The sequence below is a fragment of the Burkholderia sp. MSMB1588 genome (genome assembly GCF_001546925.1).
Taxonomy (GTDB): Bacteria; Pseudomonadota; Gammaproteobacteria; order Burkholderiales; family Burkholderiaceae; genus Burkholderia; species Burkholderia humptydooensis.
This window is the reverse complement of the sequence record NZ_LNJS01000001.1, coordinates 1,609,219-1,635,472: the sequence shown is the minus strand read 5'-3', so window position 1 is coordinate 1,635,472 and position 26,254 is coordinate 1,609,219. Positions and strand designations below refer to the sequence as shown.

Sequence of the window (26,254 nt, the reverse complement as noted above, 5' to 3'; positions counted from 1 at the left end):
CCGCCGTCAGCGCACCGGAAACACGCGCACCGCGCGCGGCACGACGGTCAGCGCGTCGCCGACGTCGAGCGCGAGCGCGCGCCACGCGTTGCGATCGAGCTCCGCCTCGAGCACGCCGCCCGTGCGCGCGGCGAGTTCGACGCGCACCGAGCCGCCGAGCGGCACGACGCGCCGCACGTCGGCCGCGATGCCGTCCGCGCGCGCGAGCGGCGCGACGAGCTCGAGATCGTGCGGGCGCACGTACGCGCGCGCCGGGCCCGCGAAATCGGCATCGACGGCGATCGCCTGCGCCGCGCCGTGCGCGACGAAGCCCTGGCCGCTCACGGTGCCGTCGAGCCGGTTCGCCGCGCCGAGGAACTCGTAGACGAACGCGCTTCGCGGATGATCGTAGACGTCCTGCGGGCTGCCGACCTGCTCGATGCGGCCGTGATTGAGCACGACGATCCGGTCGGCCACCTCGAGCGCCTCCTCCTGATCGTGCGTGACGAAGATCGTCGAGATGTGCAGATCGTCGTGCAGCCGGCGCAGCCAGCCGCGCAGCTCCTTGCGCACCTTCGCGTCGAGCGCGCCGAACGGCTCGTCGAGCAGCAGCACTTTCGGCTCGACGGCGAGCGCGCGCGCGAGCGCGATCCGCTGCCGCTGGCCGCCCGACAGCTCGGACGGATAGCGCTGCGCGAGCCAGTCGAGCTGCACGAGCGACAGCAGCTCATGCACCTTCGCGCGGATCGCGGCTTCGCTCGGCCGCTCGCGGCGCGGCTTCACGCGCAGCCCGAACGCGACGTTCTCGAACACCGTCATGTGCCGGAAGAGCGCGTAATGCTGGAACACGAAGCCGACCTGCCGCTCGCGCGCGCCGACCGATGCGACGTCGAGCCCCTGCAGCACGACCTGCCCCGAATCCGCGTGCTCGAGGCCCGCGATCACGCGCAGCAGCGTCGTCTTGCCGCAGCCGGAGGGGCCGAGGAGCGCGACGAGCTCGCCCGCGGGGAAATCGAGCGTGACGTCGTCGAGCGCGGTGAAGTCGCCGAACCGCTTGTGCAGATTACGAACGGTGATGCCCATCTGGTTTGCCTCTTTACGAAATCGACGAAGTGACGGCGGCGCCCGGGTGCGCGGCGGCGGCGGGCGCGCCGTCGCGGCCGTCCCCGAGTTCGGCGGACAGCCGCCGCTCGGCGAAGAGCTTGAGCGCGAGCGTGACGAGCGCGAGCAGCGCGAGCACCGACGCCACCGCGAACGCGGCCGCGAAGTTGTACTCGTTGTAGAGAATCTCGACGTGCAGCGGCATCGTGTCTGTCTGGCCGCGGATGTGGCCGGACACGACCGACACCGCGCCGAACTCGCCCATCGCGCGCGCGTTGCAGAGAATCACGCCGTACAGCAGGCCCCACTTCACGTTCGGCAGCGTAACGCGCCTGAAGATCTGCCAGCCGGACGCGCCGAGCACGCGCGCGGCCTCTTCCTCGTCGGAGCCCTGCGCCTGCATCAGCGGAATCAGCTCGCGCGCGACGAACGGGAACGTGACGAAGATCGTCGCGAGCACGATGCCCGGCACGGCGAAGATGATCTGCACGTCGTGCGCCTGCAGCCACGGGCCGAGCCAGCCCTGCGCGCCGAACAGCAGCACGTAGACGAGGCCCGAGATCACGGGCGACACCGAGAACGGCAGGTCGATGAGCGTCGTCAGCAGCGCGCGGCCCTTGAACTCGAACTTCGCGATCGCCCACGACGCGCACACGCCGAACACGAGATTGAGCGGCACGGCGATCGCGGCGACGGTCAGCGTGAGCTTGATCGCCGACCACGCATCCGGATCGGCGAGCGATTCGAGATAGAAATCGACGCCCTTGCGCAGCGCCTCGAAGAACACTGCGGCGAGCGGCACGACGAGAAAGAGCGCGAGGAACGCGAGCGCCGCGCCCGTGAGCAGCCAGCGCACCGCGCGCGGCTCGCTGACGGGATCGAGGCGGCGCGCTCGCGCTGGCGCGCCGGCGGCGCGGCGGGAGTCGAGGCTTGCGTCGCGGCCGGCATCGGCGCGCGCGGCGGCCGCGCGGGATCGAACGGTATCGTGGCTCATTGCGCGCCTCCGAGTGCCGTCGCCGCGTGCGCCGCCGGCGCCGGGCCGCTCGCGCCGCGGCTCGTGCGGCGCTGCAGATACCACTGCAGCGTGTTGATGAGGAGCAGCATCACGAATGACACGACGAGCATCACGACGGCGAGCGCGGTCGCGCCTGCGTAGTCGTACTGCTCGAGCTTCGTGATGATGAGGAGCGACGTGATTTCCGACTTCATCGGCACGTTGCCGGCGATGAAGATCACCGAGCCGTATTCGCCGAGCGCGCGCGCGAACGCGAGCGCGAAGCCCGTCAGCAGCGCGGGCGTCACGGCGGGCAGCACGACGCGGCGGAACGTGAGCCAGCGCGGCGCGCCGAGGCACGCGGCCGCCTCCTCCTGCTCGCGCTCAAAGTCCTCGAGCACGGGCTGCACGGTGCGCACGACGAACGGCAGGCCGATGAACGTCAGCGCGACGAGCACGCCGAGCGGCGTGAACGCGATCTTGACGCCGAGCGGCGCGAGGTGGCCGCCGATCCAGCCGTTCTGCGCGTAGACGGCCGCGAGCGAGATGCCCGCGACCGACGTCGGCAGCGCGAACGGCAAATCGACGATCGCGTCGACGAGCCGCTTGAGCGGAAACGTGTAGCGCACCAGCACCCACGCGACGAGAAAGCCGAACACGGCGTTGACGAGCGCGCCGCCCAGCGCGGCCGCGAACGTCAGCCGGTACGACGCGAGCACGCGCGGCGACGTCGTCGCGGCGACGAACTGGTCCCACGTGAGCGTGGCCGTCTTCAGAAAGGTGGCGGCGAGCGGAATCAGCACCACGAGGCTCAGGTAGGCCAGCGTGATGCCGAGCGTCACGCCGAATCCGGGCAGCGCGCTCGGCTTGCGGAAGGTGAACGTCGTCATGCGGAATGCTCTTCCAGGGTGATGCACATGGGTCCAACGGCTCGGCGGACGCGCTGCAACGCGCGTCCGCCGGCCCGATATCGTGTTGTCGCGAAACGGCGCGCCCGTGAGGCGCGCCGCCCGCCCTCGCTCATTGCGGCTTGTAGATCGAATCGAACACGCCGCCGTCGGCGAAATGCGTCTTCTGCGCGTGGGTCCAGCCGCCGAACGTGTCGTCGACCGTGTACAGCTTCAGCTTCGGGAACTGCTTCGTGAGCGCCGCCGGCACGTCCTTCGAGCGCGGCCGGTAGTAGTTGCGCGCGGCAATCTCCTGCCCTTCCTTGCTGTACAGGAAATTCAGGTACGCGTCGGCGAGCTTGCGCGTGCCCTTCTTGTCGACGACCTTGTCGACGACCGCCACGGGCGGCTCCGCGAGAATGCTCGCGGACGGCACGACGATCTCGAACTTGTCGGCGCCGAATTCCTTGATCGACAGGAACGCCTCGTTCTCCCACGCGATCAGCACGTCGCCGATGCCGCGCTGCACGAAGCTCGTCGTCGCGCCGCGCGCGCCCGAATCGAGCACGCCCGCATTCTTGTACAGCTTCGTGACGAAATCCTTCGCCGTCTGCGCGCTGCCGCCCGGCTTGTGCTGCGCGTACGCCCACGCGGCGAGGTAGTTCCAGCGCGCGCCGCCCGAGGTCTTCGGGTTCGGCGTGACGATCGACACGCCCGGCTTCACGAGGTCGTCCCAGTCCTTGATCCCCTTCGGATTGCCCTTGCGCACGAGAAACACGATCGTCGACGTGTATGGCGACGCGTTGTCCGGCAGGCGCTTCTGCCAGTCCTTGTCGATGAGGCCCTTGTTCGCGAGCGCGTCGATGTCATACGCGAGCGCGAGCGTGACCACGTCGGCCTGCAGGCCGTCGAGCACCGAGCGCGCCTGCGCGCCCGAGCCGCCGTGCGACTGCTTGAAGTTCACCGTCTCGCCCGTCTTCGCCTTCCACGCCTTGCCGAACGCCTGATTGACGTCCTGGTAGAGCTCGCGCGTCGGGTCGTACGAGACGTTCAGGAACGTCGTTTCCGCGAGCGCCGGCGTGAGCGCGCCAAGCGCCGCCGCCGCGCCGAGCGCGAATGATGCGATGAGACGGCGCGCGCCGCCTGCCAGCCCCGTGTTGCGCTTGACCATCCGTTGTTCTCCAAATGCGTGGGTCGTTCGTTGCGGTTTGTTTGCGATGCCGGGCCAGTCTAACGAACAGGTTTCATCATTAAAAATAATCGTTCCTCATTTTTTAATACTCAAAAGTGGTAAGGGGCGCCCAATCGACGACTATCGCGTCCGAAGCGCCGCTTCGACGCAGCCGGATCGCGGCGGAATCGCCGCGATAGCGCCGAACTTCAAGTAACGCTTGAATTTCCTGCGATACTGTATAAAAATACAGCTCACTGTCTATCCATACAGTCATGCCATGATCAAACTCACCGCCCGCCAGCAGCAAGTGTTCGACTTGATTCGTCGCGCGATCGAGCGCTCGGGCTTTCCTCCGACGCGCGCGGAAATCGCCGCCGAGCTGGGCTTCAGCTCGCCGAACGCGGCCGAGGAGCACTTGCGGGCGCTCGCGCGCAAGGGCGTGATCGAACTGGCGGCGGGCGCGTCGCGCGGCATCCGCCTGCTCGGCATCGACGATGCGCCGCATCAGCTAACGCTGCCGCACGCGGCGCTGATGCAGTTGTCGCTGCCGCTCGTCGGCCGTGTCGCGGCGGGCAGCCCGATCCTCGCGCAGGAACACATCTCGCAGCACTACGCTTGCGATCCCGCGCTCTTCTCGAGCAAGCCGGATTACCTGCTGAAGGTGCGCGGCCTGTCGATGCGCGACGCCGGCATCCTCGACGGCGATCTGCTCGCCGTGCAGAAGCGCACCGAGGCGAAGGACGGTCAGATCATCGTCGCGCGGCTCGGCGACGACGTCACGGTCAAGCGCCTGAAGCGCCGGCCGGGCGGCGTCGAACTGATCGCCGAGAACCCCGACTACGAGAACATCTTCGTGAAGGCCGGCAGCGCGGAATTCGCGCTCGAAGGCATCGCCGTCGGGCTGATCCGCCCGGGCGAGTTCTGACCGCCTTTCGGCCAGCCGCAGCCCCGCCCGTCTATCCGCCATTCGACTGGATCTGGAGAACCTCATGGAACGCCTCGCCCGCCTGCTGCCCTTCCGCCAATTCGGCCGTCTGCGCCATCTGCGCGGTCGCACGCCGTGCGCGCCGCTCGTCGCCGCTCATTCGCGCGACGATGCGAACGCGCAGCCGTCGCTGCTGCCGTCCGCGCTCCCGGCGTTCGCACGTGTGTCGCTGAACGGTTCGCTCCATCATGCGGAGCCCGCGCGGCGTGCGCCGGTTCGCGTCTATCACGGGCCGTCGCGATTCATCATGGTCGGCACGGTCGACGCGATCTGCCGAATGATCGATCGATGCATCGCCGAGGAACGTTCGTTGACGCAGCAAGGTCTGTAACAGACCAGGGCCCGTTCGTTTCGTCGGGGAGACCGCTTGAATTCCACTGCACGCCTGCGAGGGCGTTTCCTGAAGCCGGCGTCGGTCGTCGTGGCGCTGATCGTCGCCGCTGTCGCGGTGGTGTATGCATACGCGTCGCCTTATCTCGCGCTCAGGCAGATGAAGCAGGCAATCGACGCGCGCGACGCGCAGGCGATCAGCGCCTATGTCGATTTCCCCGCGCTGCGGATCAGCCTGAAGCAGCAACTGACCGATGAATTGATGCGGCGCATCGACGCGCAAAAGCGCGACAACCCGCTCGCGATCATCGGCGCGATGATCGGCTCGGCGCTCGTTGGCCCGCTGGTCGACGCCTATGCGACGCCTGAAGGCGTCGCCGCGCTGATGAGCGGCCTGCCGCCGCGCGCGCGGCCCGGACAACGGCCGCCCGAGTTGAATCGGCCCGGCGATCAAGCGGCCAGCCAGGCCGTGACGGCCTCAGCCGGCGCAGGCGCGCCGCCGGGCAGCGCAGGCAACGCCGACGCCGCGCGCAGCCCGTCGCCTGCGGCAAGCGGCGCGGCGGCGCAAACCGCATCGGCGCCCGCGCCCGATATGCCGGCCGCCGCGTCGGGCACGCCGTCCGGCCAATCGCCGCAAACAAGCGCCGGCTATCGAAGCTTCGACGAATTCGTCGTCACGTATCGCCGCGACGACGGCAGCGCGCGTTATGCCGCGGTCTTTCGTCGTAGCGGGGTCTTGGGCTGGAAATTGTCGGCAGTCGATTTACACGACGATTGAATCCGACTCGGGGCGCGAGCGTGTCGGCCGCGCGATCTGACGGCGACTTGCGCCGCGCATCAAAGCAAACCGCTACAAACCGCCACGCGAAGCAAACGGCCACGCGGCAAACCGCCGGGATACCCTCCCGCGGGCCCTTCACTGAGAACGGGCCGGAACCGGCGCGGGCCGTTTACCCGATCGAGCCAATACCGAGCGTCAGCGGCCAAGAAGAACCGCCAACGCCGGCCCCGACCGCTCGGCCGCCCCCTCGATCCGTCAATTCCTGTTCGCCCACCGCCGCGCCGGCGGCTCGTCAGTGTCCGGTCGTCGCGGCCGCGTCCTTCGCGCTTTCCGCTTTCTGCTCGGCAGGCGACGAACACGCTACCAGAATGCTGCACGACACGCGGTCGAGCAGTTGCGTACTGCCGGAGCCCATCCACCACCGCGACAAGCCGCTGCGGCAACGATGGCCGACCACGACGAGATCGACGTTCAGCTTCGTCGCAAGATTCGCGATCTCGTCGATCGGATAACCGAACGCGAAATGCCCCTGCGCGTGCACGCCACGCTCGGTCAGCCAGTCGACGCCCTCTTGCAGGATCTCCCGCGCGGTTTCCTCGAAGCGGCTGCACGCGACGTCGGTCAGCAGGCCGGCGCTTTGCGCAATGCTCGAGCGCATGTCGACGACCGACAGCAGGTGCGTCTCCGCCTTCAGATCGAGCGCCAGATCGGCGCCGCATCGCAGCGCCTTGCGGCCTTCGAGCGTGCCGTCGTAGCACAGCAGAATCTTCTTGTAGCTAGCCATTTCGGCCTCCCCAATGCGCGACTCGCGCACGGATTCATCATGCTGCGCCGCAATTCCAGATGCAAGCGCTGGAAAACGCTGATTCGCGTTGCACCGCGAAAGCGCGATGATGCGACGCAGGAAGCAGCGACATCTGCGCCGGGACAATGCAAACGCGCTGAAGCGATACGGCCGATGCACTAGAATGGCCCGTTCGTGTCGCACGATTCCAATTGAAAGTCACTTGCCCATGTCTGTCGCACCGATCGATTTTCAACAAGTCGAGAAACGCTATGACGACAAGCTCGTCGTCAACGGCTTGTCGTTTCATGTGCAGCCCGGCGAATGCTTCGGCCTGCTCGGCCCGAACGGCGCCGGCAAGACGACGACGCTCAAGATGCTGCTCGGCATCACGCATCCGAACGCAGGCTCGATCAGCCTGTGCGGCGAGCCCGTGCCGTCCCGCGCGCGGCATGCGCGGCGGCGCGTCGGCGTCGTGCCGCAATTCGACAACCTCGACCCCGACTTCACCGTTCGCGAGAACCTGCTCGTGTTCGCCCGCTACTTCGGGCTCGCCGCGCACGAGGCGCGCGCGCTCGTGCCGCCGCTGCTCGAGTTCGCGAAACTCGAAAACAAGGCGGATGCGAAGGTGGGCGAGCTGTCGGGCGGGATGAAGCGGCGGCTCACGCTCGCGCGCGCGCTCGTCAACAATCCCGACGTGCTCGTGCTCGACGAACCGACGACGGGCCTCGACCCGCAAGCCCGGCATCTGATGTGGGAGCGGCTGCGCTCGCTCCTCGCGCGCGGCAAGACGATTCTGCTCACCACGCACTTCATGGAAGAGGCCGAGCGCCTGTGCCACCGCCTGTGCGTGATCGAGGAAGGCCGCAAGATTGCGGAAGGCGCGCCGCGCACGCTGATCGAATCGGAAATCGGCTGCGACGTGATCGAAATCTACGGGCCCGATCCCGCGCAGCTTCGCGACGAGCTCGCGCCGTTCGCCGAGCGCACCGAGATCAGCGGCGAAACGCTCTTTTGCTACGTCAGCGACCCGGAGCCGATCAACGCGCGCCTGAAGGGCCGCGCCGGCCTGCGCTATCTGCACCGCCCCGCGAATCTCGAAGACGTATTCCTGCGGCTGACGGGCCGCGAGATGCTGGATTGACACGATGGATACACGCCACTACACGCCGTCGCAGGCGCTCGCCCCCCGCCGGCGCGAATCGGCGTTCGCACTCGCGCTGCCCGCGAACGCCACCAACTGGATCGCCGTCTGGCGACGCAACTATCTCGTCTGGCAAAAGCTGGCGATCGCGTCGATGTTCGGCAATCTCGCCGATCCGATGATCTATCTGTTCGGCCTCGGGCTCGGGCTCGGGCTGATGGTCGGGCACGTCGAGGGTGTATCGTACATCGCGTTCCTCGCGGCCGGAACGGTCGGCTCGAGCGTGATGATATCGGCGAGCTTCGAGTCGATGTACTCGGGCTTCTCGCGGATGCACGTGCAGCGCACGTGGGAAGCGATCATGCACACACCGCTGTCGCTCGGCGACGTCGTGCTCGGCGAGATCGTCTGGGCCGCGAGCAAGGCGATGCTGTCGGGCGCGGCGATCATGCTCGTCGCCGGCGTCCTCGGCTATGCGAAGTTTCCGTCGATGCTCGTCGCGCTGCCGGTGATCGCGCTCGCCGGCGTCGCGTTCGCGAGCCTCGCGATGATCGTCACCGCGCTCGCGCCGTCCTACGATTTCTTCATGTTCTATCAGACGCTCGTGCTGACACCGATGCTGCTGCTGTCGGGCGTGTTTTTCCCGCTCACGCAATTGCCCGAATTCGCGCAGCACATCGCGCACGCGCTGCCGCTCGCAAATGCAGTCGACCTGATCCGCCCGGCGATGCTCGACCGTCCGGCAACCGACGTCGCGCTCCACGTCGCCATGCTCGCCGCGTATGCGGTCGGCGGATTCTTCGTCTGCGCGCGCCTGTTCAGGCGCCGGATGATGCGCTGACCAACCGGGCCGCGCCGGCCCCGGCCGGCGCGCCGCCGCGACGGCGCGCCGCGCCGAATGCCGGACGAGCGAGCCGTTCGGACCGCGCCGCGCCGATGCGCCGCGCGGCCTCCGGCGCTGCGCTCACTCGGACGCTCACTCGTCGTCGTCGCTCCACGGCATCTCGACATCGGTCAGAAACGCGACGGTCGCGAGCGGCCCGCCTTCCTGCCGGCCGAGCTTGCCGTCCGCGCGGTGCCATTCGACCCGGAACATCGTGCCCGGATCGTCGGCGAGCAGGTACACGGTACGCAATTCCTCCGGATCGGCGTCCCCGACCGGGCCGTCGAACGACACGAGCATCTTCTGTGGCCACACGCCGTTGACCGGATCGTAGACGCGCTCGCCCTGCGGAATGTCGATGCTCGCGTCGACGCCGATCGTCGCCGACGCCTCGACGATCATCTTGCCAAGCGCGCTCAGCACCGCGGTCGCGCGCGTGGAGTTGGCCTGGCGAATCGCGAGATCGCCGCGCGTCAGTGCCTGTTCGAGGCGGGGATGTACCTTGTGTTGCGTCATGCGTTTTCCTGATTGCTTCTGCTTCTGAAAAATGACGGCCGGCCTCGACTCCGAGACCGGCCCGATCGAGTGCACCGCATGCGGACGGCCGATGCGCCGACACCCCGGCCGCACACCCGCCGAACCATCTAACCGCCGAACGGATTTCCCCGTCCGGTCACCCGGCCCGCGGTTCGGCCAACCTCGCTCAGAACCCGAGCGCGACCGCCGCCAGCCCGCCGACCACCCCGAACGCGACGACGAGCGCCGCGACGAGCGCGAGCGTCGTCGGCTTGAACGAGCGCGCCAGCATCGCGAGCGACGGCACGCTGACGGGCGGCAGCGTCATCAGCAGCGCGCCCGCGGGGCCGACGCCCATGCCGAGCGACAGCATCGCCTGAATGATCGGCACCTCGCCCGCGGTCGGAATCACGAACAGCATGCCCGCGATCGCGAATGCGAGAATCCAGCCGATCCCGTTGCCGATGTCCGGCCCGATGTGCGGAAACAGCCACGCACGCGCCGCGCCGAGCAGCAGCACGAGCACCAGGTATTCGGGCACGAGGCGCACGGTCATCCGCGCGAAAATCTTCATCCACCGCACGAACGCGTTGCCGGCCGCCGCCTGCTCGGCGACGAGCTTCGCGCGCAGCGCATCGTCGACGACGCGCGTTTGCGCGCCGGCGAGACGATTGATCAGATAACCGATGCCGAACACCATCGCGACGCCAAGCACGAGCCGCAGCGCACTCCAGTGCCAGCCGAGCACGAAGCCCATGAACACGAGCGCGGCGGGATTGAGCACGGTGTTGCCGAGCCAGAACGCGAGTGCGCCGCCCGGCGACGCGTCGCGCTCGCGCAGGCCCGCGACGACGGGCGCCGCGCAGCACGTGCACATCATGCCCGGCAGCGCGAGCAAGCTCCCCGCCGCGACGCTGCCGAAGCCCGTGCCGCCGAGTGCGCGCGCGACCCAGTGCGCGGGCAGGAGCGCCTGCACCGCCGAGCCGAGCAGCAGGCCGAGCACCATCGCCTGCCAGATCGCCTTGCCGTATGCCCACGCGTAATCGAGCGCCGCCTGCAGCGACGGCCCCGGCGCGTGCGCCGCGGCGCCCATCAGGATCGACTGGCCGATCGAATGATGCTCGGCCGCGACGAACGCCTTGTGATAGTACGGAAACCACTTCACGTAGAAGAGGCCCGCGACGGCCAGCACGACGAACGTCGCGAGGCCGAGCGCCGGATGCGGTGTGTAGGAACGGGAACTGCTCATGCTGGTCGCCGTGAATGCGTGTGATTGAACGTTATGGCGCATCGACGCAGAAAGCCGAAGACGGACGAATGCCGCGTCGCGTCATGACGCGACGGACGGCGGCTCGCCGGCGCCTCGGTTTCGGATGCGGGATGACGCGTCCGGCCTGACGAGCCGGACAGCCAACGGAAAGCGGCAATTATCGCACGCGGCGCGCGATTCTCCGATTGGGGCATTCGAGGCGGCGGCGCCTGGCGTCCTGCCGAACGGCGTCCGGTGGGCCGTCAGCGCATCCGCGAGGCCGACAGGCCAACATCTCGGCAGGCCGAGGGCCGCGCCGCCGACCGTCAGCCGTTACGGCGCAGGATTCGGCTGCTGCTCATGGAGCGCGTCGATTTCGGCGAGGATCTCGGGCGACAGCTTCACATCGACGCTCGCGATGTTTTCGCGCAATTGCTCGAGCGACGTCGCGCCGATCAGGTTGCTCGTCACGAACGGCCGGCTGTTGACGAACGCGAGCGCGAACTGCGCGGGCGACAATCCGTGCCGCCTCGCGAGCGCGACATAGCGCGACGTCGCCTGCACCGCATGCGGCCTGCTGTAGCGCTGAAAGCGCTCGAACCGCGTGATGCGGGCGCCCTCGGGACGCGCGCCCCCTTCGTACTTGCCCGACAGCCAGCCGAACGCGAGCGGCGAATACGCGAGCAGCCCGATGCGCTCGCGATGGCTGAACTCCGACAAGCCGTTCTCGAACGTGCGGTTCAGCAGGCTGTACGGATTCTGGATGCTGACGATGCGCGGCAGGCCGAGCTTTTCGGCCGCGCGGAGAAATTGCGCGACACCCCACGGCGTCTCGTTCGACACGCCGACATGACGCACCTTGCCCGCTTTCACGAAATCGCCGAGAACGGCGAGCGTCTCTTCGATCGGCACCGTGTATGGATCGTCGATCCACGGATAGGCGGGGCGGCCGAACGTCGTCGTGCTGCGATCCGGCCAGTGCAACTGGTACAGGTCGACGTAATCGGTGCGCAGGCGCTTCAGGCTGCCGTCGAGCGCCTCGGTCAGGTTCCTGCGGTCGAACTGGTTGCCCGCGCCGCGAATGTGCGTCGGGTTGTGCGGCTGGCGCGCAGGGCCGGCGATCTTCGTTGCGATCGTCAGCTTCTCGCGCAGCGCCGGGCGCTTCGCGAGCCACGTGCCGAGATACGTCTCCGTGCGGCCCTGCGTTTCCGCCTTCGGCGGCACCGGATACATCTCGGCGGCGTCGATCAGCGTGACGCCCCGGTCGGTCGCATAGTCGAGCTGCGCATGCGCATCGCTTTCGGTGTTCTGCTCGCCCCAGGTCATCGTCCCGAGACCGATCAGGCTAACTTTGACGGCTGAATCGCCGAGTGTGCGGTATTCCATGCCGAGGTTCCTGTCGCGTCGAATGCAAAAACCCAAAGCTAACACATCGGAACAATTGCTTCAGGGCATCGCCTCGACGCCGGCGCGCCACGCATGCCGCTTACGCCGGCCGCTGGATGAAGCACGTCGCCGACGCGTGCGCGACCACCTTGTCGTCCGGCGTCTTCAACGTGCCCTCGGCGACGCCGAGACTCTTCGAGAGATGGATCACACGCCCTTCGGCGACGAGATCGACGTCGCGAGGCACCGGGCGCAGCATTTTCACGTGCAGATCAACGGTGCCGTAGCCGACGCCCGGATCGAGCATCGTATGCACCGCGCACCCCGTGACCGAATCGAGCACCGTGGCGGCGAAGCCGCCGTGCACGCCGCCGAGCGGATTCAGATGGCGGCCGTCGGCGCGCGCGGTCATCTTCACGTAGCCGAGCTCGACGCTCTCAGGCCGCATCGGGATCGTCTCGGCGATCGACGCGGCGGGCAAGTCGCCCGCCGCCGCGGCGCGCAACAGTTCGAGACCGGACAGGGAAAGCGGATTCATCGACGACACTCCTCGCAGGGATGCGGAACGCGGCGCGACGCGCCATCAGTTCCAAAAAAGAACTTATATTGGCGCTCATTATTGGCAGACGCTCATCGGCTGTCAATACACAAGGGCGCGGCCGATTCGAGCATGCGTTCTATAATCGAACGCACTTTCCCTGCTCTCACGGAATCCGATCATGAAATGGGACGACGTCGGCTCGATGCCATGCTCGGTCGCTCGCACGCTCGCCGTGCTCGGCGACCGCTGGACGATGCTGATCCTGCGCAATGCGTTTCTCGGCCATCGCCGCTTCGAAGCGTTCCAGACGCAACTGGGACTCACCCGCCACGTGCTCGCGGAGCGGCTCGCGCGGCTCGTCGACGAGGGCATCTTCACGAAGCGCGCGTATCAGGACCGGCCGCCGCGCTTCGAGTATCGTCTGTCGCAGAAAGGCCTCGACCTGTATCCGGTGCTGCTCGCGCTCGCCGCGTGGGGAGACCGCTGGAAGGACGACGGCAACGGGCCGCCCGTCGTGCTTCGCCACCGTCGATGCGCTCACGTGATGCATCCGGTGATGGTGTGCTCCGAATGCGGCGAGCCGATCGATCCACGGGAAGTCGAGCCCATGCCGGGGCCGGGCTGGGCCGAGCGACAGGCGGACAAGGTCGAGTGACGGCGCGGGCCGCCGCCCGCAACGGCGACGATCGCGCCGCGATCCGGAACCCGCGTGAGCGTAGACATGCGAGCGCGAGGCGGCCCGCTCACCGCGGCACGAATTCAGCCGTGGCCGATCTGGCGGCGGTTTTCCGCATGCCGGAAAAACTTTGGATCGCGAACCGTTCGTGCAGCCAAACACATGACGCACGGCTCTTCTCCGGTCGATGCGGCAAGCCCTCGTGACATGCGAGCCGGCGAAACCGCATTCGGCGGCCTCACCCGAACGCGATCACGAGCCGCCGCAACAGCGCGCACCGCACCGCCGCCGCCGATCCGCAGGGGCGTGCGCGGCGACGGCCGCGCGACACACGTGCGACGCGATGTCCCGAGCGAACGGCTGTCATTTTTGAAAGCGGCCCGGTCAATTGAGGTACCATAGCGCCCGCTTGCGTCGAGCGTCCGCCTCCCGCCACCCGTCTCCCGCGAGCATTGTCTGGTGCGTGCCGTACCGGAAGGCGCGCGAACAGCTCAGATTCCCAGTCCACTGCTTGCACGCCGGCGAGCCGCGCCGTCATCTGCATTACCTGCCGTGCATTTGGACTCCTCATGAAGAAAAGACGCAACATCACCTCGTACATCGTGATTGCGATGATCCTCGGCATCGCGGTCGGCTATGGCTGCCACAGCGCGTTTCCGGACCCGGCGATCGCGAAGGAAATCGCCGGCTACGTCTCGTTGCTGTCCGACGTGTTCCTGCGTCTCATCAAGATGATCATCGCGCCGCTCGTGTTCGCGACGCTGACAGTCGGCATCGCGCACATGGGCGACACCGGAGCGGTCGGCCGGGTCGGCGTGAAGGCGCTCGGCTGGTTCTTCGTCGCGTCGCTCACGTCGCTGCTGCTCGGCCTGCTGGCCGCCACGGTCCTGCAGCCGGGCAGTCATCTGAGCCTGCCGCTGCCCGCCACCGATGCCGCCGTCAACCTGAATACCAGCTCGTTCACGCTGAAGGACTTCGTGACCCACCTGGTGCCGAAATCGATCGCCGAAGCGATGGCGAACAACGAGATCCTGCAGATCGTCGTGTTCTCGATCTTCTTCGGCACCGCGCTGTCCGCGCTCGGCGACGCCGGCAAGCGTCTGACCGGCGTGATCGAGGATCTCGCGCAAGTGATGCTGAAGGTCACGGGCGCCGTGATGTGGTTTGCGCCCGTCGCGGTGTTCGCAGCGCTCGCGTCGACGATCACGACGGAAGGACTCGGCATCCTGCTCACGTTCGCGAAGTTCATGGGCAGCTTCTATATCGCGCTCGCGCTGCTGTGGGGCGTGCTCACGCTCGCGGGGCTCGTGTTCCTCGGCAAGCGCACGTTCACGCTGATCCGCCTGATCCGCGAGCCGTTCCTGCTGTCGTTCGCGACCGCGAGCTCGGAGGCCGCATATCCGAAGCTGCTCGACGCGCTCGACCGCTTCGGCGTGAACCGCAAGATTTCGAGCTTCGTGCTGCCGATCGGCTATTCGTTCAATCTCGACGGCTCGATGATGTACTGCACGTTCGCGGTGCTGTTCATCGCGCAGGTGTACGGCGTCCACCTGCCGCTCGGCACGCAGATCACGATGCTGCTTCTGCTGATGCTGACGTCGAAGGGCATGGCGGGCGTGCCGCGCGCGTCGCTCGTCGTGATCGCGGCGACGCTCAACCAGTTCCACCTGCCCGAAGCCGGCCTGCTGCTGATCATGGGCGTCGACATGTTCCTCGACATGGGCCGCTCGGCGACCAACGCGGTCGGCAATTCGATCGCGGCCGCCGTCGTCGCGAAGTGGGAAGGCCAGCTCGACGACCCGCGCGACGATGTCGACTCCGACAGCGACGACGCGTCGCGCGAAGCGCCGCGGATCACGGAGCGCGTGTAGCGCGCGGCATTCGCATGCGCCGGCCCGACGGCCGCCTTGCGGTAAAATATGCGGTTATCCATGCGCCCCGGCGCTTTTCCGTACCGCCTATGTCCGCTTCGCCTGCCCTCAGTCCTCGCCGGGTGTCCGTCGCCCCGATGATGGATTGGACCGATCGCCACTGCCGTTCGTTTCATCGCACGATCTCGCGCCATGCGTGGCTCTATACCGAAATGGTGACGACGGGCGCGTTGATCCACGGCGACGTCGCGCGCCATCTGGCGTTTACGCCCGACGAAGCGCCCGTCGCGCTGCAACTGGGCGGCAGCGAGCCCGCCGATCTCGCGCACGCCGCGAAACTCGGCGAGCGCTGGGGCTACGACGAAATCAATCTGAATTGCGGCTGCCCGTCCGAGCGCGTGCAGCGTGGCGCGTTCGGCGCGTGCCTGATGAACGAGCCTCGGCTCGTTGCGGATTGCGTGAAGGCGATGCGCGACGCGGTGTCGATTCCGGTGACGGTCAAGCATCGAATCGGCGTCGACTCGGTCGACGACTACGCGTTCGTGCGCGACTTCGTCGGCACGGTCGCCGCGGCCGGCTGCGAGGTGTTCGTCGTGCATGCGCGCAACGCGATCCTGAAGGGCTTGTCGCCGAAGGAAAACCGCGAGATCCCGCCGCTCAAGTACGACTACGCGTATCGGCTCAAGCGCGACTTTCCGCAGCTCGAAATCGTCATCAACGGCGGCGTCACGACGCTCGACGAAGTCGAGCAGCATCTGCGGCATGTCGACGGCGTGATGCTCGGCCGCGAGGCGTATCACAATCCGTACGTGCTCGCCGGCGTCGACGCACGCTTCTACGGCGCGACCGCGCCGGCGCCGACGCGCGAAGCGGTGGAGGCGAAGCTCGTCGAATACTGCGCGACCGAGCTCGCGCGCGGCACCTATCTCGGCGCGATCGTGCGGCATGCGCTCGGCCTGTATCGAGGCGTCGCGGGTGCGCGCGGCTGGCGCCGCGTCCTGTCGGACAACAAGCGTCTCACGCATGGCGATCTATCGATCTTCGACGAGGCACACACACACCTGGCGAACCCGGAAGAATTTTTTGAAAAAAAGGCTTTGCAAAGCTAAACGGCCTTTGTATAATCTCGCTTCTTCATTGATGCCGCTGCTGCAGCGAATCAAACGGAGAGAAAATAGTGGTGGCTGTAGCTCAGTTGGTAGAGTCCAGGATTGTGATTCCTGTCGTCGTGGGTTCGAGTCCCATCAGCCACCCCAAAGTTTCATTGCAAAACAGGCGCTTCGGCGCCTGTTTTGCTTTCCGCGACAGGAATTCGGAAACGACGCGCATGTCTTGCCGCGATTCGCAGGCAACGCGAAATCTTCAGCGCCAATCAAACGATATTCGAAACTTCACCGGGATCGCACCGCAGCGCACTCGGCACGCAGAAGCTTCCCGGGCCTCCCCGCCCGCGGCGCCCATTTCCACTTCATGAGCCACCGTCGATCCTTCTGATCGCCGCAGGCCCTACGCCACACCGTTTCGCGCGCCGCTTTTGCGCCGACACTCCGGACGTTCGACGCCCAAAACGCGAAAGCCCCAACCGCATTACGCAGCCGGGGCTTTCTTTTGCATCAGATCCTTTGGCACGAGGAGAAGATGCTTTTGCAGTATATTCGACGCGCGACGCGCGACATGTCGATTCTTTGTGAATATTTGTATCGCGAGTTAAGCGCTTTCGTGAAAACCGATTCGCTCGATCGGATCGATGCAAGACGGCAACCGGCATGCGGCGCCGATACCCGTTCGGCCCCCGCAGCGCGACCGCTGCGCGCCGACACCGCACCCACATCCGGACCCCGCGATCCGCCGACGGATCGCCGGCATGCCGGCCAGCTCCCAGGCAAGCGTCGTCAGACGACGCCAGCGCCCAGCAATTCCCGGTCGATCGCCGATCGCGCGACGGCAAGCGTCTGCTCGATCACCCGGCGTTCACTGAGCAACAGCCCGTCAACGTGCACGAGCCGCCAGTCGATCATCACCGCGCCGCCCTGCAGCACCCGGTAATGCGCCTTCTCGCCCGCCCAGACCTGCTCGGTCTTCACTTCGATGTCGTAGCCCTTGTAGGCCTCGCCGAAGTCGCCGATGTCCCTGCCTTTCGGTTCCATTTCGTCGCCTCCCGATCCGGACGGCCGTGCCGGCGTCGGCACGGGCAAGCTCCGCCCGGCGTCCGCCATCCCCGTCAATCGTACGCTTCAGACAGGTAAGCCTTGCCGTCGTCGGTGATGTCGACCCGGTCCGGGCCGCTCTGATAGACGAAGCCGTCGTTCAGAAGCTCCTCGAGCGCAAGCCGGAAGCCCGCCGGCAGCGGGCGGCCGGCGCCGAACTGGTCGATCCATTTCAGCGCTTCGATCGCTTCGGGACTCAGGGTAGGAAACATGGCCCGCCTCCGCCGTCGGTTTCGTTCCATCCTAGCACTTTCGTTCATGCGCGGAAAAACGGCGAAGCCGGCGCCGGCGGGCGCAAAGCGTCGCCCCGCGCGGGCCGGGCGCGCGCGGGCGGCGGCCGCTCGCTCAGAGGCGGGCGATCGATACTTCGGTCGACTTGACGAGCGCCACCACCTCGGTGCCGACCTTCAGCTCCAGTTCGTCGATCGAGCGGGTCGTGATGACCGACGTGACGATGCCGAACGGCGTGTCGACGTCGACCTCGGACACGACAGGCCCGCGGATGATCTCCTTCACCTTGCCTCGGAATTGATTTCGTACGTTGATTGCCGTGATGCTCATCAGGTATTCGCTCCGAATGGTTCGTCTGATTGATCGTGGCGATCGGTCCGATCGCGCGGGCGGCCGCGCGTCGTCGCCCGCCCGTCATACCGCCCAGCGCAATCCGCTCGCCGCCGCCGCGCGGCCGCGCGGAGCGCCGTCCGGAATCGCGGCGGCCGGCGTTGCATCCGCCGGCTCCGCGCCCGTCAACACGCGTTGCAGCACGCGATCCTCGAACGCGGCGAACGCCGCCGACGCCCGCGCGCGCGGCCGCTCGAGCGGCACCCGCTGATCGAATGCGATCCGGCCCGCTTCGATGAGCAGAATCCGGTCGGCGAGCGCGACCGCCTCCTGTACGTCGTGCGTGACGAGCAGCGCGGTGAAGCGATGCTCGCGCCACAGGCGCTCGATCAGCGCATGCATTTCGATGCGCGTGAGCGCATCGAGCGCGCCGAGCGGCTCGTCGAGCAACAGCAGTTGCGGGCGGTGGACGAGCGCCCGCGCGAGCGCGACGCGCTGCCGCTGCCCGCCCGACAATTGCGCGGGCCAGTCGTTCGCGCGCGCGAGCAGCCCGACTTCGTCGAGCACCGCGCGCGCGTCGTCCTTCGCGCGTCGCCCGAGACCGAGCATCACGTTCTGCAGCACGGTCTTCCACGGCAGCAGGCGCGCGTCCTGATACATGATCCGCGTATCGAGCGCGCCGCCGCCTTCGCCGCGCTTGACGAGCGCGCCGGCGCTCGGCGTCTCGAGCTCCGCGACGAGACGCAGCAGCGTCGATTTCCCGCAGCCGCTGCGGCCGACGATCGAGACGAAGCTGCCTCGCTCGATCGCCAGATCGACATCGGCGAGCACGGCCCGCTCGCCGTAGCGCTTGCTCACGCGCGTCAGGCGCACCGATGCGTCGCCGGCGCCGGCGACGCGCCGCGCGTCAGCGTCGTCGCGCGGCGCACGGCCAAATGCGCCGCCCGACGCGAACGGCAGCACGTGCGCGCCGCTGTCGCGTTCGAGCACCGCGGCGTCCTGCGCATCGCCGTCGGCGGTGCGCGCCTGCGCGAGCTCGGCTTCGAGATCCGCTCCCGCGATCGGGCCGTATGTGGCGGCCAGCGTGGTTCCAGTCATGCGTCGGCTCCCGGTTGATACGCGGGGTGCCAGCGCAGCGTCGCGCGCTCGAGCCACTTCGCGAGCACGTCGGCGAGCTTGCCGAGTACCGCGTACAGCAGGATGCCGACCACCACCACGTCCGTTTGCAAGAATTCGCGCGCGTTCATCGTCATGTAGCCGATGCCCGATTGCGCGGAGATCGTTTCGGCGACGATCAGCATCACCCACATCAGCCCGAGCGCGAACCGCACGCCGACGAGAATCGACGGCAGCGCGCCCGGCAGGATCACGTCGCGATAGAGCGCGAAGCCCCTCACGCCGTAGCTCCTCGCCATCTCGACGAGGTCCGCGTCGACCGAGCGTATCCCGTGATACGTGTTGATGTAGACGGGAAAGAACACGCCGAGCGCGACGAGGAAGAGCTTCGCGTTCTCGTCGATGCCGAACCACAGGATCACGAGCGGGATCATCGCGAGCGCGGGGATGTTGCGGATCATCTGGATCGTCGAGTCGAGCGCGACCTCGGCCGTCTTCGAAAGCCCGGTCGCGAGGCCGAGCGCGAGCCCGACGCCGCCGCCGATCGCAAAGCCGACGAGCGCGCGCCACGTGCTGACCTTCACGTTCGCCCACATGTCGCCCGATTCGACGAGCGTCCACGCGGCGCGCGCGACGGCGAACGGCTCGGGCAGCACGCGATTCGACAGCGCCCCCGAGCGCGCGGCGAATTCCCACGCGAGCACGAGCGCAAGCGGCACGAGCCACGGCGCGATCGCGCGCGCGGCCTGGCCGGCGCGGCGAGCCGCGAAACCCGCGCCTGGATGCGTCATCGCCATGTCGGTGCCCTCCTCGCTCAGCTCTGGCTCGCCTTCGGCAGATACTGATTGCCGACGACTTCGCCGAACGGCCCCGACAGCGGCCCCGCGCGCCGCGCGCCGCCGCCGCCCTTGACGAGCGGGAACACGAGCTCGGCGAAGCGGTACGACTCCTCGAGGTGCGGATAACCGGACAGGATGAACGTCTCGATGCCGAGCGCCGCATACTCGCGCATCCGCGCGGCGACTTGTTCGGGATTCCCGACGAGCGCCGTCCCCGCGCCGCCGCGCACGAGCCCGACGCCCGCCCACAGGTTCGGATAGATCTCGAGCTCCTGGCGCGAGCCGCGCTTGCCGCCGTGCAGCGCGGCCATCCGGCGCTGCCCTTCGGAGTCCATCTTCGCGAACGCCTGTTGCGCGCGCGCGATCGTGTCGTCGTCGAGCCGGCTGATGAGGCGGTCGGCGTCGCGCCATGCCTCTTCTTCGGTCTCGCGCACGATCACGTGCAGGCGAATCCCGAACTTGATCTCGCGCCCGCGCTCGGCCGCGCGCGCGCGGATGTCGGCGATCTTCCTCTCGACCGCCGCGGGCGGCTCGCCCCAGGTCAGATAAGTATCGATGTGATCGGCCGCGATTGCATGCGCGGCGTGCGACGAGCCGCCGAACCACAGCGGCGGATGCGGGCGCTGAACGGGCGGGTACAGCAGCTTGCCGCCCTTCGCGCTCAGATGCTCGCCGTCGAAATCGACGCGGCCGTTCTCGTGCGATTCGGCGAGCAGCTTGCGCCAGATGTGCAGGAAGTCGCCGGTGATCGCGTAGCGCGTGTCGTGATCGGCAAAGAGGCCGTCGCCTTCGAGCTCGGCCGAATCGCCGCCCGTCACGACGTTGATCAGCAGACGCCCGTCGGAGAGCCGGTCGAACGTCGACGCCATCCGCGCGGACAGCCCCGGCGACGACAGGCCCGGCCGGATCGCGACGAGGAATTTCAGGCGCTTCGTCGCCGGAATCAGGCTCGACGCGACGACCCACGCATCCTCGCACGAACGGCCCGTCGGCAGCAGCACGCCGTCGTAGCCGAGCGTATCGGCCGCGACAGCGACCTGCCGGAAGTAGTCGTAGTCCGCGGCGCGCGCGCCCTCGGCCGTGCCGAGATAGCGGCTGTCGCCGTGCGTGGGGATGAACCAGAACACATTCATGCGAAGCTCCTGCCTGACTGATCGTGCAAAAAAGGGCGACGGCGACACGACGCGGCACGCGCATCGCTCGCGGATGAGCCGGGAAACACGCGTCGCGGCGGATCGCGCGATGCGCGCGCGCCGTCGCGCGGTGGGCGGCCGGGCCGTCTCTCGGGGAATCAGTCTAGGGAGCGCGGTTTCGTATAGGAACGATTTTTTTGAGCTTAGGTTTTCCGCTTTCGTGCATAGCGTGCTGCTGCAGCGAATATGCGCGCACGGGCCCCTATAATGTCGCACCAGGTCCCTGACAACCCGGCGCGCGCCGCATGGCGCCGCGCCTTCACGTGGCGCTCTCGATGCAGAAAGTGATCCTGCCGTTTCTGTCCGGCTTTCTCGCCGCTCTCTTCTTCCGCGAAGCGACGCTCGCGCTCTTGCACACGGCGGGCCTCATCGACGCGACGGGCTTCTCGACCGCGCCGTTCGCACCGCTCGGCATTCCTGAATTCGTCGCGAACGCGATCATGAGCGCGTGCTGGGCGATCCTGATGGCGTGGCTGTTGCGCGTGTCGCCCGAGCGCGCGGCGCCGTGGGTGCCGTCGCTCGTGTTCGGCGGCATCGTGCTGACCGCCGCGCGCGTGTTCGCGATCGATCCGCTGCGCGGCATCTGGCCCGCCGGCAACATGCTGCCGCCCCTCGTCGTCGGCTTCGTCGCGAATGCGGTCTGGGGCTGGGGCACGCTCGTGTTCATGCGCGCGTTCATGTCGGACGATGACGGCGGCGGCGACGCGTGAGCACCGCCGGCCCGGCGCGCGCGATGCGGCGCTCGGCTGCGCGGCCGGCCGCCCCGCGCGGAGCGGCGATCGCTCGCCATCCGCGCCGACGATCGCGCGATCGTCGGCGTCGATCGGCGCGCACGCCGACGGATCGACGCTCCCGCATCGCGCCAACCGATCATCGTTTTTCTGCGAATAGATCGTTCGAAGCGACCGTCCGGATCGATCCTGCTCGCGCCTGTCGAGCGCCGCTCGAACAACGCGAAGCGATCACGCGATGCCGCACACGCGATGCCGCGCGCGATCCGCAAAATCGTCAGTCATGCAAATTCCTGAGCGGATGCTCGTCCGCGCGCCACGGGCTCTCGAACATCGCCGCGACCGCCTCCGCCGTCACGTCGGCGATCGCAGGATAGCGCCACTTCGGCGCGTGATCCTTGTCGACGATCACCGCGCGCACGCCTTCGATCACGTCGCCGCGCGCGAACGTCGAGCGCGTCAGATCGAGATCGCGGCGCAGGCAGTCGGCCATCGTCGCGCCGCGCGCGCGCTCGACGACTTCGAGCGACACCGCCATCGACAGCGGCGACAGCGAGCCGCCGCGCATCGCGGCGCGCGCCTTGTCGGCCCACGCGGCGCGCACCGCATCGTCGTGCTCGGCGTCGAGCGACGCCGCAATCGCGGCGACGTCCGCTTGCGCGAAATGCCGGTCGATCGACGCGCGCGCGGCCGCGAGCGCCGACGCATCGGGCGCGGGCGCCGGCGCGTGCCGCGCGGCTTCGGCCGCGATGCGCGCCGTCACCGCCGCGCCGTCGCCGAAGCGCTCGGCGCGCAGCGCGTCGACGAGTGCCGGCAGCGCCGCATCCGGCAGATAGGCGTCGGCGAGCCCCGCGTACAGTGCGCTCGCCGCGTCGAGCGTCGCGCCCGTGACGGCGAGATAGCGGCCGAGCGCGCCCGGCGTGCGCGCGAGAAACCAGCTCATGCCGACGTCCGGAAAGAGCCCGATGCGCGTTTCCGGCATCGCCATCTTCGTCGAATCGGTGACGACGCGCAGCCCACCCGTGCGCTTCGCCGCCTGCGAGATGCCCATCCCGCCGCCCATCACGACGCCGTGCATCAGCGCGATATACGGCTTCGGGTACGTGAAGATCGCGTGGTTCAGCGAATACTCTTCGATGAAGAACGTGTCGATCGATGCTTGATCGCCGCGCCGGTGCGCGTCATGGAAGAAGCGCACGTCGCCGCCCGCGCAGAACGCGCGCGGATGCGGGCTGTGGATCACGACCGCGAGCACGTCGGCATCGTCGCGCCACGCGTCGAGCGCGCGATGCAGCGCACGGATCATGCCGGTCGACAGCGCGTTGAGCGCCTGCGGGCGGTTCAGCTCGAGAAAGCCGATGCGGTTCGCGACGTGCGCGCGGACGTCGGCCTTGGGCGAATCGGAATGGAATGCGTTCATACATTGAGAAGTGGGCGGGCGCGGCCGTCAATGCGCCTGCATGTTCGAAAACAGGTTGAGCACCGCGACGCCCGAGATGATGAGCGCGAGCCCGACGATCGCGGGCCAGTCCGGCACCTGCCGATAGAGCACGACCGCGACGAGCGTGATGAGCACGATGCCCGCGCCCGACCAGATCGCGTACACGATGCCGACCGGCATGCTCCTGAGCGTCAGCGACAGGCAATAGAACGCGGTGCCGTAGCCCGCGGCGACGACGAGCGTCGGCCCGAGCCGCGTGAAGCCTTCGGCCGCGCGCAGCGCCGACGTGCCGATCACCTCGGCGACGATCGCGATCGCGAGCCATGCGTAAGCGGGCAGTTGCATCGCGTCAGCTCCTCGCGAGCGCGAGCGTCTCGTACGCGTGGCCGAGCTGCGCGCACAGCGCCTCGACGACGAGCTCGTGGTCGCCGCGCTGCGGCAGCCCCGACACCGTGACCGAGCCGATCACGCCCGCGCCCGCGACCGTCAGCGGAAACGCGCCGCCGTGCGACGCATATTCGGCGACAGGCAGCCCGTGCTTGTCGGCGAGCGTCGCGCCCGCCTGCTGCATCCGCAGCCCGACCGCATACGAGCTGCGCCTGAAGTGCGCGGCGACGTTGCCCTTGCGGCGCGCCCAGTCGACGTTGTCGGGTGTCGCGCCGTCGAGCAGCGCGAAGAAGAGCGGCTGACCGAACGTGCGCACGTCGATTGCGACCGCGTGGCCGCGCGCGAGCGCGAGTTCGCGCAGTTGCGAGCCGAGCGCCCATGCGCGCGCGGCGTCGAACTGCGGGAACACGAGGGTCTTTTCCTGTACGGCGATCGACTGCAGATCGAGAGCGATATCCATGAAGCGTATAGGCGAACGAAAGCGGGAATACGGAAGGAAAAGGCGCGCGCCGTCCCGGATGGCATGCGCACTGCGCGGCCCTTGCGGCGCGGCCGGTAAAGCGGCCCGATGGAACGGTCCGATAAACGGTCCGATTCTAGCGCAGCACTGCTTGCGAGCTGTTCGGCGAGCCGCTCGGGCGAGTCGGCAAACGGAAATCATCAGGAAGGTGTTGCATTTGTCCGGGTAACTCCCTATAATTTCATCTTTCGACGGACGCGGGGTGGAGCAGTCTGGCAGCTCGTCGGGCTCATAACCCGAAGGTCGTAGGTTCAAATCCTACCCCCGCAACCAAGCCAGTTTTTTCGCAGGCAAGCCCCAAGCGCGAGCATGCGAAAACGGATGAATCCGCGTCGAAACCGATCAGAAAGCCCGCCCTCCACGGTGGGCTTTTTGCTTTTCCAACGCCTGCGCGATTGCGTCGCCGATCTGCATCCGCGCGCCATCGCATGCGACCGGCACAAGACGAGCTGCGATACGAGCGAAAGACGATGCGGGAGGCGGCGCGAAAATGCGAGACGAAAAGCGCGAAACAAAAATCGCGATCGCACTCGGCCCCGCGAACCGGCAGCGCCGCCGCGCCCGCCCGCTTGGCGCCGCTCGACTTCGCGCGCACGAGAATGCCCTCGCCCGGTGATACACTCGCATCACCATTTCCCATCCCCTTTCTATGAAATTCTGTTCCGTTTGCGGTCACGAAGTCGTCGCGCGCATCCCGCCGGGAGACAATCGCGAGCGCTTCGTCTGCGACCAGTGCGGCACGATCCACTATCAGAACCCGCGCAACGTCGTGGGCACGATTCCCGTCTGGGGCGATCAGGTGCTGCTGTGCCGGCGCGCGATCGAGCCGCGCTACGGCTACTGGACGCTGCCCGCGGGCTTCATGGAGATGGGCGAGACGACAGCCGAGGCCGCCGCGCGCGAAACGCTCGAGGAAGCGGGCGCGCGCGTCGAGGTGCAGAACCTCTTCACGCTGCTGAACGTGCCGCACGTCCATCAGGTGCATCTCTTCTACCTGGCGCGCCTTGTCGATCCGTCGTTCGAGGCGGGCGAGGAAAGCCTCGAGGTGCGGCTCTTCGACGAGGCGGACATTCCGTGGGACGAGATCGCGTTCCCGACCGTCAGCCAGACGCTGCGGTTCTTCTTCGCCGACCGCGAGGCGGGCGACTACGGCGTCCACACGGGCGACATCTTCCGCTCGCTGCGCAACGGCTAGGCACGCGCATGGTCCCCTGGCTCGGCCCAGACGATCCGTTTCCGAGCGTCGAGCGCGCGCTCGGCGCGGCGAGCGGCGCGCCCGGCCTGCTCGCCGCGAGCGCGGACCTGCTGCCGTCGCGCCTCATCGACGCGTACCGGCGCGGAATCTTCCCGTGGTATTCGGACGGCCAGCCGGTGCTCTGGTGGAGCCCCGATCCGCGAATGATCCTCGTGCCCGCCGAATTCAGGGTTTCGGCGACCTTCAGGAAGACGCTCAAGCGCGTGCTGCGCGAGCCGCGCTGGGAAATCCGCGTGGACTGCGACTTCGCCGGCGTGATGCGCGCCTGCGCGCAGGCGCCGCGGCGCGGGCAGCGCGGCACGTGGATCACCGCGGAGATCATCGACGCGTATTCGTCGCTGCACCGCGCGGGCGACGCGCACAGCATCGAAACCTGGCTCGACGGCCGCCGCGTGGGCGGCCTCTACGGCGTGTCGTTCGGCCGGATGTTCTTCGGCGAATCGATGTACGCGGACGTCAGCGACGCGTCGAAAATCGCGCTCGCCGCGCTCGTCGCGCACCTGCGCGAGCACCGGGTGGAAATGATAGACTGCCAGCAGAATACGTCGCATCTGGCGTCGCTCGGCGGCCGCGAGATCGCGCGCAAGGCGTTCGTCGCGCACGTGCGCCGCGCCGTCGCCGAGCCGCCGATACCCTGGCGGTTCGACAAGACCGTCGTCGCCGGATTGCTCGGCCAGGCCGCTTCGGCGACGGCAGCGGAAGCGTTCGATCGTTAGCGCGGCA

The 26,254-nt window shown here is 67.8% G+C and carries 30 protein-coding genes and 2 tRNA genes; 13 read left to right on the top strand and 19 right to left on the bottom strand.

Annotated features, from left to right (window positions below; translation table 11 throughout):
- Window positions 1-6 precede the first annotated feature (6 nt).
- The 5 genes from WS92_RS19295 to WS92_RS37235 form a co-directional block, all read right to left on the bottom strand.
- Entirely contained in the window at window positions 7-1,062 is a 1,056-nt protein-coding gene (locus WS92_RS19295; RefSeq protein ID WP_006026625.1) for a sulfate/molybdate ABC transporter ATP-binding protein, read from the bottom strand.
- Window positions 1,063-1,075: 13 nt separating this feature from the next.
- The gene (gene cysW / locus WS92_RS19290) at window positions 1,076-2,074 is read right to left on the bottom strand and encodes a sulfate ABC transporter permease subunit CysW (protein WP_059934409.1); all 999 of its coding nucleotides are present in this window, start codon (window positions 2,072-2,074) and stop codon (window positions 1,076-1,078) included.
- A complete protein-coding gene (cysT, locus tag WS92_RS19285) occupies window positions 2,071-2,964 on the bottom strand; it encodes a sulfate ABC transporter permease subunit CysT (protein WP_006026623.1) in 894 nt (297 codons plus the stop codon). The genes cysW and cysT overlap by 4 nt, the downstream gene beginning before the upstream one ends.
- Window positions 2,965-3,094: 130 nt before the next feature.
- Window positions 3,095-4,132: a sulfate ABC transporter substrate-binding protein gene (locus tag WS92_RS19280; protein WP_006026622.1), complete on the bottom strand. Its 1,038-nt coding sequence runs from the start codon at window positions 4,130-4,132 to the stop codon at window positions 3,095-3,097.
- A gap of 103 nt (window positions 4,133-4,235) precedes the next feature.
- Entirely contained in the window at window positions 4,236-4,409 is a 174-nt protein-coding gene (locus tag WS92_RS37235) for a sodium:proton symporter (protein WP_082743974.1), read from the bottom strand.
- Between the two features lie 3 nt (window positions 4,410-4,412).
- Here WS92_RS37235 and lexA point away from each other — a divergent pair, with 3 nt between their 5' ends.
- The 3 genes from lexA (at window position 4,413) to WS92_RS19265 (ending at window position 6,228) form a co-directional block, all read left to right on the top strand.
- Window positions 4,413-5,060, top strand: coding sequence for a transcriptional repressor LexA (gene lexA / locus WS92_RS19275; protein WP_004191638.1), 648 nt, complete (start codon window positions 4,413-4,415; stop codon window positions 5,058-5,060).
- A 64-nt stretch (window positions 5,061-5,124) separates the two neighbouring features.
- On the top strand, window positions 5,125-5,451 hold the full coding sequence (locus WS92_RS19270; RefSeq protein WP_059934238.1) for a hypothetical protein: 327 nt from the start codon (window positions 5,125-5,127) through the stop codon (window positions 5,449-5,451).
- A gap of 36 nt (window positions 5,452-5,487) precedes the next feature.
- Window positions 5,488-6,228, top strand: a complete 741-nt coding sequence (locus tag WS92_RS19265) for a DUF2939 domain-containing protein (RefSeq protein WP_059934236.1) — start codon at window positions 5,488-5,490, stop codon at window positions 6,226-6,228.
- A gap of 295 nt (window positions 6,229-6,523) precedes the next feature.
- Here the strand turns inward: WS92_RS19265 and WS92_RS19260 are convergent, their stop codons facing one another.
- A complete protein-coding gene (locus tag WS92_RS19260) occupies window positions 6,524-7,015 on the bottom strand; it encodes a universal stress protein (protein ID WP_006026618.1) in 492 nt (163 codons plus the stop codon).
- 184 nt (window positions 7,016-7,199) lie between these two features.
- Here WS92_RS19260 and nodI point away from each other — a divergent pair, with 184 nt between their 5' ends.
- Together nodI and WS92_RS19250 are read left to right on the top strand one after the other, a co-directional pair.
- Window positions 7,200-8,159 carry a nodulation factor ABC transporter ATP-binding protein NodI gene (gene nodI / locus WS92_RS19255; protein WP_269435039.1) on the top strand — a complete coding sequence of 320 codons (960 nt, stop codon included), beginning with the start codon at window positions 7,200-7,202 and terminating at the stop codon, window positions 8,157-8,159.
- 4 nt (window positions 8,160-8,163) lie between these two features.
- On the top strand, window positions 8,164-9,000 hold the full coding sequence (locus WS92_RS19250) for an ABC transporter permease (RefSeq protein WP_059934234.1): 837 nt from the start codon (window positions 8,164-8,166) through the stop codon (window positions 8,998-9,000).
- Between the two features lie 135 nt (window positions 9,001-9,135).
- Here WS92_RS19250 and WS92_RS19245 read toward each other — a convergent pair whose 3' ends face one another.
- From WS92_RS19245 to WS92_RS19230, 4 genes are all read right to left on the bottom strand, one after another.
- Window positions 9,136-9,558, bottom strand: coding sequence for a hypothetical protein (locus WS92_RS19245; RefSeq protein WP_009912533.1), 423 nt, complete (start codon window positions 9,556-9,558; stop codon window positions 9,136-9,138).
- 187 nt (window positions 9,559-9,745) lie between these two features.
- On the bottom strand, window positions 9,746-10,807 hold the full coding sequence (locus tag WS92_RS19240) for a permease (protein ID WP_015601599.1): 1,062 nt from the start codon (window positions 10,805-10,807) through the stop codon (window positions 9,746-9,748).
- A gap of 333 nt (window positions 10,808-11,140) precedes the next feature.
- Entirely contained in the window at window positions 11,141-12,193 is a 1,053-nt protein-coding gene (locus tag WS92_RS19235) for an NADP(H)-dependent aldo-keto reductase (protein WP_059934232.1), read from the bottom strand.
- A gap of 100 nt (window positions 12,194-12,293) precedes the next feature.
- Window positions 12,294-12,731 carry a PaaI family thioesterase gene (locus WS92_RS19230; RefSeq protein ID WP_059934408.1) on the bottom strand — a complete coding sequence of 146 codons (438 nt, stop codon included), beginning with the start codon at window positions 12,729-12,731 and terminating at the stop codon, window positions 12,294-12,296.
- A 181-nt stretch (window positions 12,732-12,912) separates the two neighbouring features.
- Between WS92_RS19230 and WS92_RS19225 the strand changes: the two genes are divergently transcribed.
- From WS92_RS19225 to WS92_RS19210, 4 genes are all read left to right on the top strand, one after another.
- Entirely contained in the window at window positions 12,913-13,389 is a 477-nt protein-coding gene (locus WS92_RS19225) for a winged helix-turn-helix transcriptional regulator (RefSeq protein WP_006026611.1), read from the top strand.
- Window positions 13,390-13,979: 590 nt separating this feature from the next.
- A complete protein-coding gene (locus WS92_RS19220) occupies window positions 13,980-15,281 on the top strand; it encodes a dicarboxylate/amino acid:cation symporter (RefSeq protein ID WP_006026610.1) in 1,302 nt (433 codons plus the stop codon).
- An 89-nt stretch (window positions 15,282-15,370) separates the two neighbouring features.
- Window positions 15,371-16,390 (top strand): tRNA dihydrouridine(20/20a) synthase DusA, encoded by a 1,020-nt coding sequence (gene dusA, locus WS92_RS19215; RefSeq protein WP_059934229.1) that lies wholly within the window; start codon window positions 15,371-15,373, stop codon window positions 16,388-16,390.
- A 71-nt stretch (window positions 16,391-16,461) separates the two neighbouring features.
- Window positions 16,462-16,537 (top strand) — tRNA-His (locus tag WS92_RS19210).
- A 636-nt stretch (window positions 16,538-17,173) separates the two neighbouring features.
- On the opposite strand, the gene WS92_RS19205 is transcribed toward WS92_RS19210, so the two are convergent.
- The 6 genes from WS92_RS19205 to ssuD all read right to left on the bottom strand — a co-directional run bounded on the left by WS92_RS19205 (window position 17,174) and on the right by ssuD (window position 21,137).
- Complete coding sequence (locus WS92_RS19205; RefSeq protein WP_009912545.1) at window positions 17,174-17,428, bottom strand: hypothetical protein; 255 nt, start codon at window positions 17,426-17,428, stop codon at window positions 17,174-17,176.
- A gap of 74 nt (window positions 17,429-17,502) precedes the next feature.
- Window positions 17,503-17,700 (bottom strand): hypothetical protein, encoded by a 198-nt coding sequence (locus WS92_RS19200; protein WP_006026607.1) that lies wholly within the window; start codon window positions 17,698-17,700, stop codon window positions 17,503-17,505.
- Between the two features lie 133 nt (window positions 17,701-17,833).
- The gene (locus WS92_RS19195) at window positions 17,834-18,049 is read right to left on the bottom strand and encodes a TOBE domain-containing protein (RefSeq protein ID WP_006026606.1); all 216 of its coding nucleotides are present in this window, start codon (window positions 18,047-18,049) and stop codon (window positions 17,834-17,836) included.
- A gap of 84 nt (window positions 18,050-18,133) precedes the next feature.
- Window positions 18,134-19,147 (bottom strand): ATP-binding cassette domain-containing protein, encoded by a 1,014-nt coding sequence (locus WS92_RS19190; RefSeq protein ID WP_059934227.1) that lies wholly within the window; start codon window positions 19,145-19,147, stop codon window positions 18,134-18,136.
- Window positions 19,144-19,962 (bottom strand): aliphatic sulfonate ABC transporter permease SsuC, encoded by an 819-nt coding sequence (gene ssuC / locus WS92_RS19185; protein WP_006026604.1) that lies wholly within the window; start codon window positions 19,960-19,962, stop codon window positions 19,144-19,146. Before ssuC ends, WS92_RS19190 begins: the two co-directional genes overlap by 4 nt.
- Before the next feature lie 17 nt (window positions 19,963-19,979).
- Window positions 19,980-21,137: an FMNH2-dependent alkanesulfonate monooxygenase gene (gene ssuD / locus WS92_RS19180; RefSeq protein WP_059934225.1), complete on the bottom strand. Its 1,158-nt coding sequence runs from the start codon at window positions 21,135-21,137 to the stop codon at window positions 19,980-19,982.
- Window positions 21,138-21,442: 305 nt separating this feature from the next.
- Here ssuD and WS92_RS19175 point away from each other — a divergent pair, with 305 nt between their 5' ends.
- Window positions 21,443-21,907, top strand: a complete 465-nt coding sequence (locus WS92_RS19175) for a hypothetical protein (protein WP_006026602.1) — start codon at window positions 21,443-21,445, stop codon at window positions 21,905-21,907.
- A gap of 298 nt (window positions 21,908-22,205) precedes the next feature.
- On the opposite strand, the gene WS92_RS19165 is transcribed toward WS92_RS19175, so the two are convergent.
- Genes WS92_RS19165 through WS92_RS19155 form a run of 3 tightly spaced genes read right to left on the bottom strand, consistent with a single transcriptional unit; the run spans window position 22,206 to window position 24,216 of the window.
- Complete coding sequence (locus tag WS92_RS19165; RefSeq protein WP_059934223.1) at window positions 22,206-23,348, bottom strand: enoyl-CoA hydratase/isomerase family protein; 1,143 nt, start codon at window positions 23,346-23,348, stop codon at window positions 22,206-22,208.
- A 27-nt stretch (window positions 23,349-23,375) separates the two neighbouring features.
- Window positions 23,376-23,714 carry a DMT family transporter gene (locus WS92_RS19160; RefSeq protein WP_006026600.1) on the bottom strand — a complete coding sequence of 113 codons (339 nt, stop codon included), beginning with the start codon at window positions 23,712-23,714 and terminating at the stop codon, window positions 23,376-23,378.
- A gap of 4 nt (window positions 23,715-23,718) precedes the next feature.
- Window positions 23,719-24,216 (bottom strand): heme-degrading domain-containing protein, encoded by a 498-nt coding sequence (locus WS92_RS19155; RefSeq protein ID WP_006026599.1) that lies wholly within the window; start codon window positions 24,214-24,216, stop codon window positions 23,719-23,721.
- 256 nt (window positions 24,217-24,472) lie between these two features.
- On the opposite strand from WS92_RS19155, the gene WS92_RS19150 reads away from it, so the two are divergent.
- The 3 genes from WS92_RS19150 (at window position 24,473) to aat (ending at window position 26,247) form a co-directional block, all read left to right on the top strand.
- Window positions 24,473-24,549: transfer RNA gene (locus tag WS92_RS19150), tRNA-Met, on the top strand.
- 376 nt (window positions 24,550-24,925) lie between these two features.
- The gene (locus WS92_RS19145) at window positions 24,926-25,471 is read left to right on the top strand and encodes an NUDIX hydrolase (RefSeq protein WP_006026598.1); all 546 of its coding nucleotides are present in this window, start codon (window positions 24,926-24,928) and stop codon (window positions 25,469-25,471) included.
- An 8-nt stretch (window positions 25,472-25,479) separates the two neighbouring features.
- Window positions 25,480-26,247 carry a leucyl/phenylalanyl-tRNA--protein transferase gene (gene aat, locus WS92_RS19140; RefSeq protein WP_015601105.1) on the top strand — a complete coding sequence of 256 codons (768 nt, stop codon included), beginning with the start codon at window positions 25,480-25,482 and terminating at the stop codon, window positions 26,245-26,247.
- The last annotated feature ends 7 nt before the right edge of the window (window positions 26,248-26,254 follow it).

Excerpts from the sequence above, each read along its gene's own strand:
- WS92_RS19225 (WP_006026611.1), top strand. The coding sequence starts at position 12,913 with ATGAAATGGGACGACGTCGGCTCGATGCCATGCTCGGTCGCTCGCACG.
- WS92_RS19165 (WP_059934223.1), bottom strand. The coding sequence starts at position 23,348 with ATGAACGCATTCCATTCCGATTCGCCCAAGGCCGACGTCCGCGCGCAC.
- nodI (WP_269435039.1), top strand. The coding sequence starts at position 7,200 with ATGGCCCGTTCGTGTCGCACGATTCCAATTGAAAGTCACTTGCCCATG.
- WS92_RS19145 (WP_006026598.1), top strand. The coding sequence starts at position 24,926 with ATGAAATTCTGTTCCGTTTGCGGTCACGAAGTCGTCGCGCGCATCCCG.
- WS92_RS19190 (WP_059934227.1), bottom strand. The coding sequence starts at position 19,147 with ATGACTGGAACCACGCTGGCCGCCACATACGGCCCGATCGCGGGAGCG.
- WS92_RS19200 (WP_006026607.1), bottom strand. The coding sequence starts at position 17,700 with ATGTTTCCTACCCTGAGTCCCGAAGCGATCGAAGCGCTGAAATGGATC.
- WS92_RS37235 (WP_082743974.1), bottom strand. The coding sequence starts at position 4,409 with ATGACTGTATGGATAGACAGTGAGCTGTATTTTTATACAGTATCGCAG.
- WS92_RS19245 (WP_009912533.1), bottom strand. The coding sequence starts at position 9,558 with ATGACGCAACACAAGGTACATCCCCGCCTCGAACAGGCACTGACGCGC.
- WS92_RS19250 (WP_059934234.1), top strand. The coding sequence starts at position 8,164 with ATGGATACACGCCACTACACGCCGTCGCAGGCGCTCGCCCCCCGCCGG.
- WS92_RS19235 (WP_059934232.1), bottom strand. The coding sequence starts at position 12,193 with ATGGAATACCGCACACTCGGCGATTCAGCCGTCAAAGTTAGCCTGATC.
- WS92_RS19175 (WP_006026602.1), top strand. The coding sequence starts at position 21,443 with ATGGCGCCGCGCCTTCACGTGGCGCTCTCGATGCAGAAAGTGATCCTG.
- WS92_RS19155 (WP_006026599.1), bottom strand. The coding sequence starts at position 24,216 with ATGGATATCGCTCTCGATCTGCAGTCGATCGCCGTACAGGAAAAGACC.
- dusA (WP_059934229.1), top strand. The coding sequence starts at position 15,371 with ATGTCCGCTTCGCCTGCCCTCAGTCCTCGCCGGGTGTCCGTCGCCCCG.
- WS92_RS19270 (WP_059934238.1), top strand. The coding sequence starts at position 5,125 with ATGGAACGCCTCGCCCGCCTGCTGCCCTTCCGCCAATTCGGCCGTCTG.
- ssuD (WP_059934225.1), bottom strand. The coding sequence starts at position 21,137 with ATGAATGTGTTCTGGTTCATCCCCACGCACGGCGACAGCCGCTATCTC.
- WS92_RS19195 (WP_006026606.1), bottom strand. The coding sequence starts at position 18,049 with ATGAGCATCACGGCAATCAACGTACGAAATCAATTCCGAGGCAAGGTG.
- WS92_RS19295 (WP_006026625.1), bottom strand. The coding sequence starts at position 1,062 with ATGGGCATCACCGTTCGTAATCTGCACAAGCGGTTCGGCGACTTCACC.
- WS92_RS19160 (WP_006026600.1), bottom strand. The coding sequence starts at position 23,714 with ATGCAACTGCCCGCTTACGCATGGCTCGCGATCGCGATCGTCGCCGAG.
- WS92_RS19205 (WP_009912545.1), bottom strand. The coding sequence starts at position 17,428 with ATGGAACCGAAAGGCAGGGACATCGGCGACTTCGGCGAGGCCTACAAG.
- WS92_RS19260 (WP_006026618.1), bottom strand. The coding sequence starts at position 7,015 with ATGGCTAGCTACAAGAAGATTCTGCTGTGCTACGACGGCACGCTCGAA.
- WS92_RS19240 (WP_015601599.1), bottom strand. The coding sequence starts at position 10,807 with ATGAGCAGTTCCCGTTCCTACACACCGCATCCGGCGCTCGGCCTCGCG.
- WS92_RS19220 (WP_006026610.1), top strand. The coding sequence starts at position 13,980 with ATGAAGAAAAGACGCAACATCACCTCGTACATCGTGATTGCGATGATC.
- cysW (WP_059934409.1), bottom strand. The coding sequence starts at position 2,074 with ATGAGCCACGATACCGTTCGATCCCGCGCGGCCGCCGCGCGCGCCGAT.
- cysT (WP_006026623.1), bottom strand. The coding sequence starts at position 2,964 with ATGACGACGTTCACCTTCCGCAAGCCGAGCGCGCTGCCCGGATTCGGC.
- lexA (WP_004191638.1), top strand. The coding sequence starts at position 4,413 with ATGATCAAACTCACCGCCCGCCAGCAGCAAGTGTTCGACTTGATTCGT.
- WS92_RS19230 (WP_059934408.1), bottom strand. The coding sequence starts at position 12,731 with ATGAATCCGCTTTCCCTGTCCGGTCTCGAACTGTTGCGCGCCGCGGCG.
- WS92_RS19280 (WP_006026622.1), bottom strand. The coding sequence starts at position 4,132 with ATGGTCAAGCGCAACACGGGGCTGGCAGGCGGCGCGCGCCGTCTCATC.
- aat (WP_015601105.1), top strand. The coding sequence starts at position 25,480 with ATGGTCCCCTGGCTCGGCCCAGACGATCCGTTTCCGAGCGTCGAGCGC.
- ssuC (WP_006026604.1), bottom strand. The coding sequence starts at position 19,962 with ATGGCGATGACGCATCCAGGCGCGGGTTTCGCGGCTCGCCGCGCCGGC.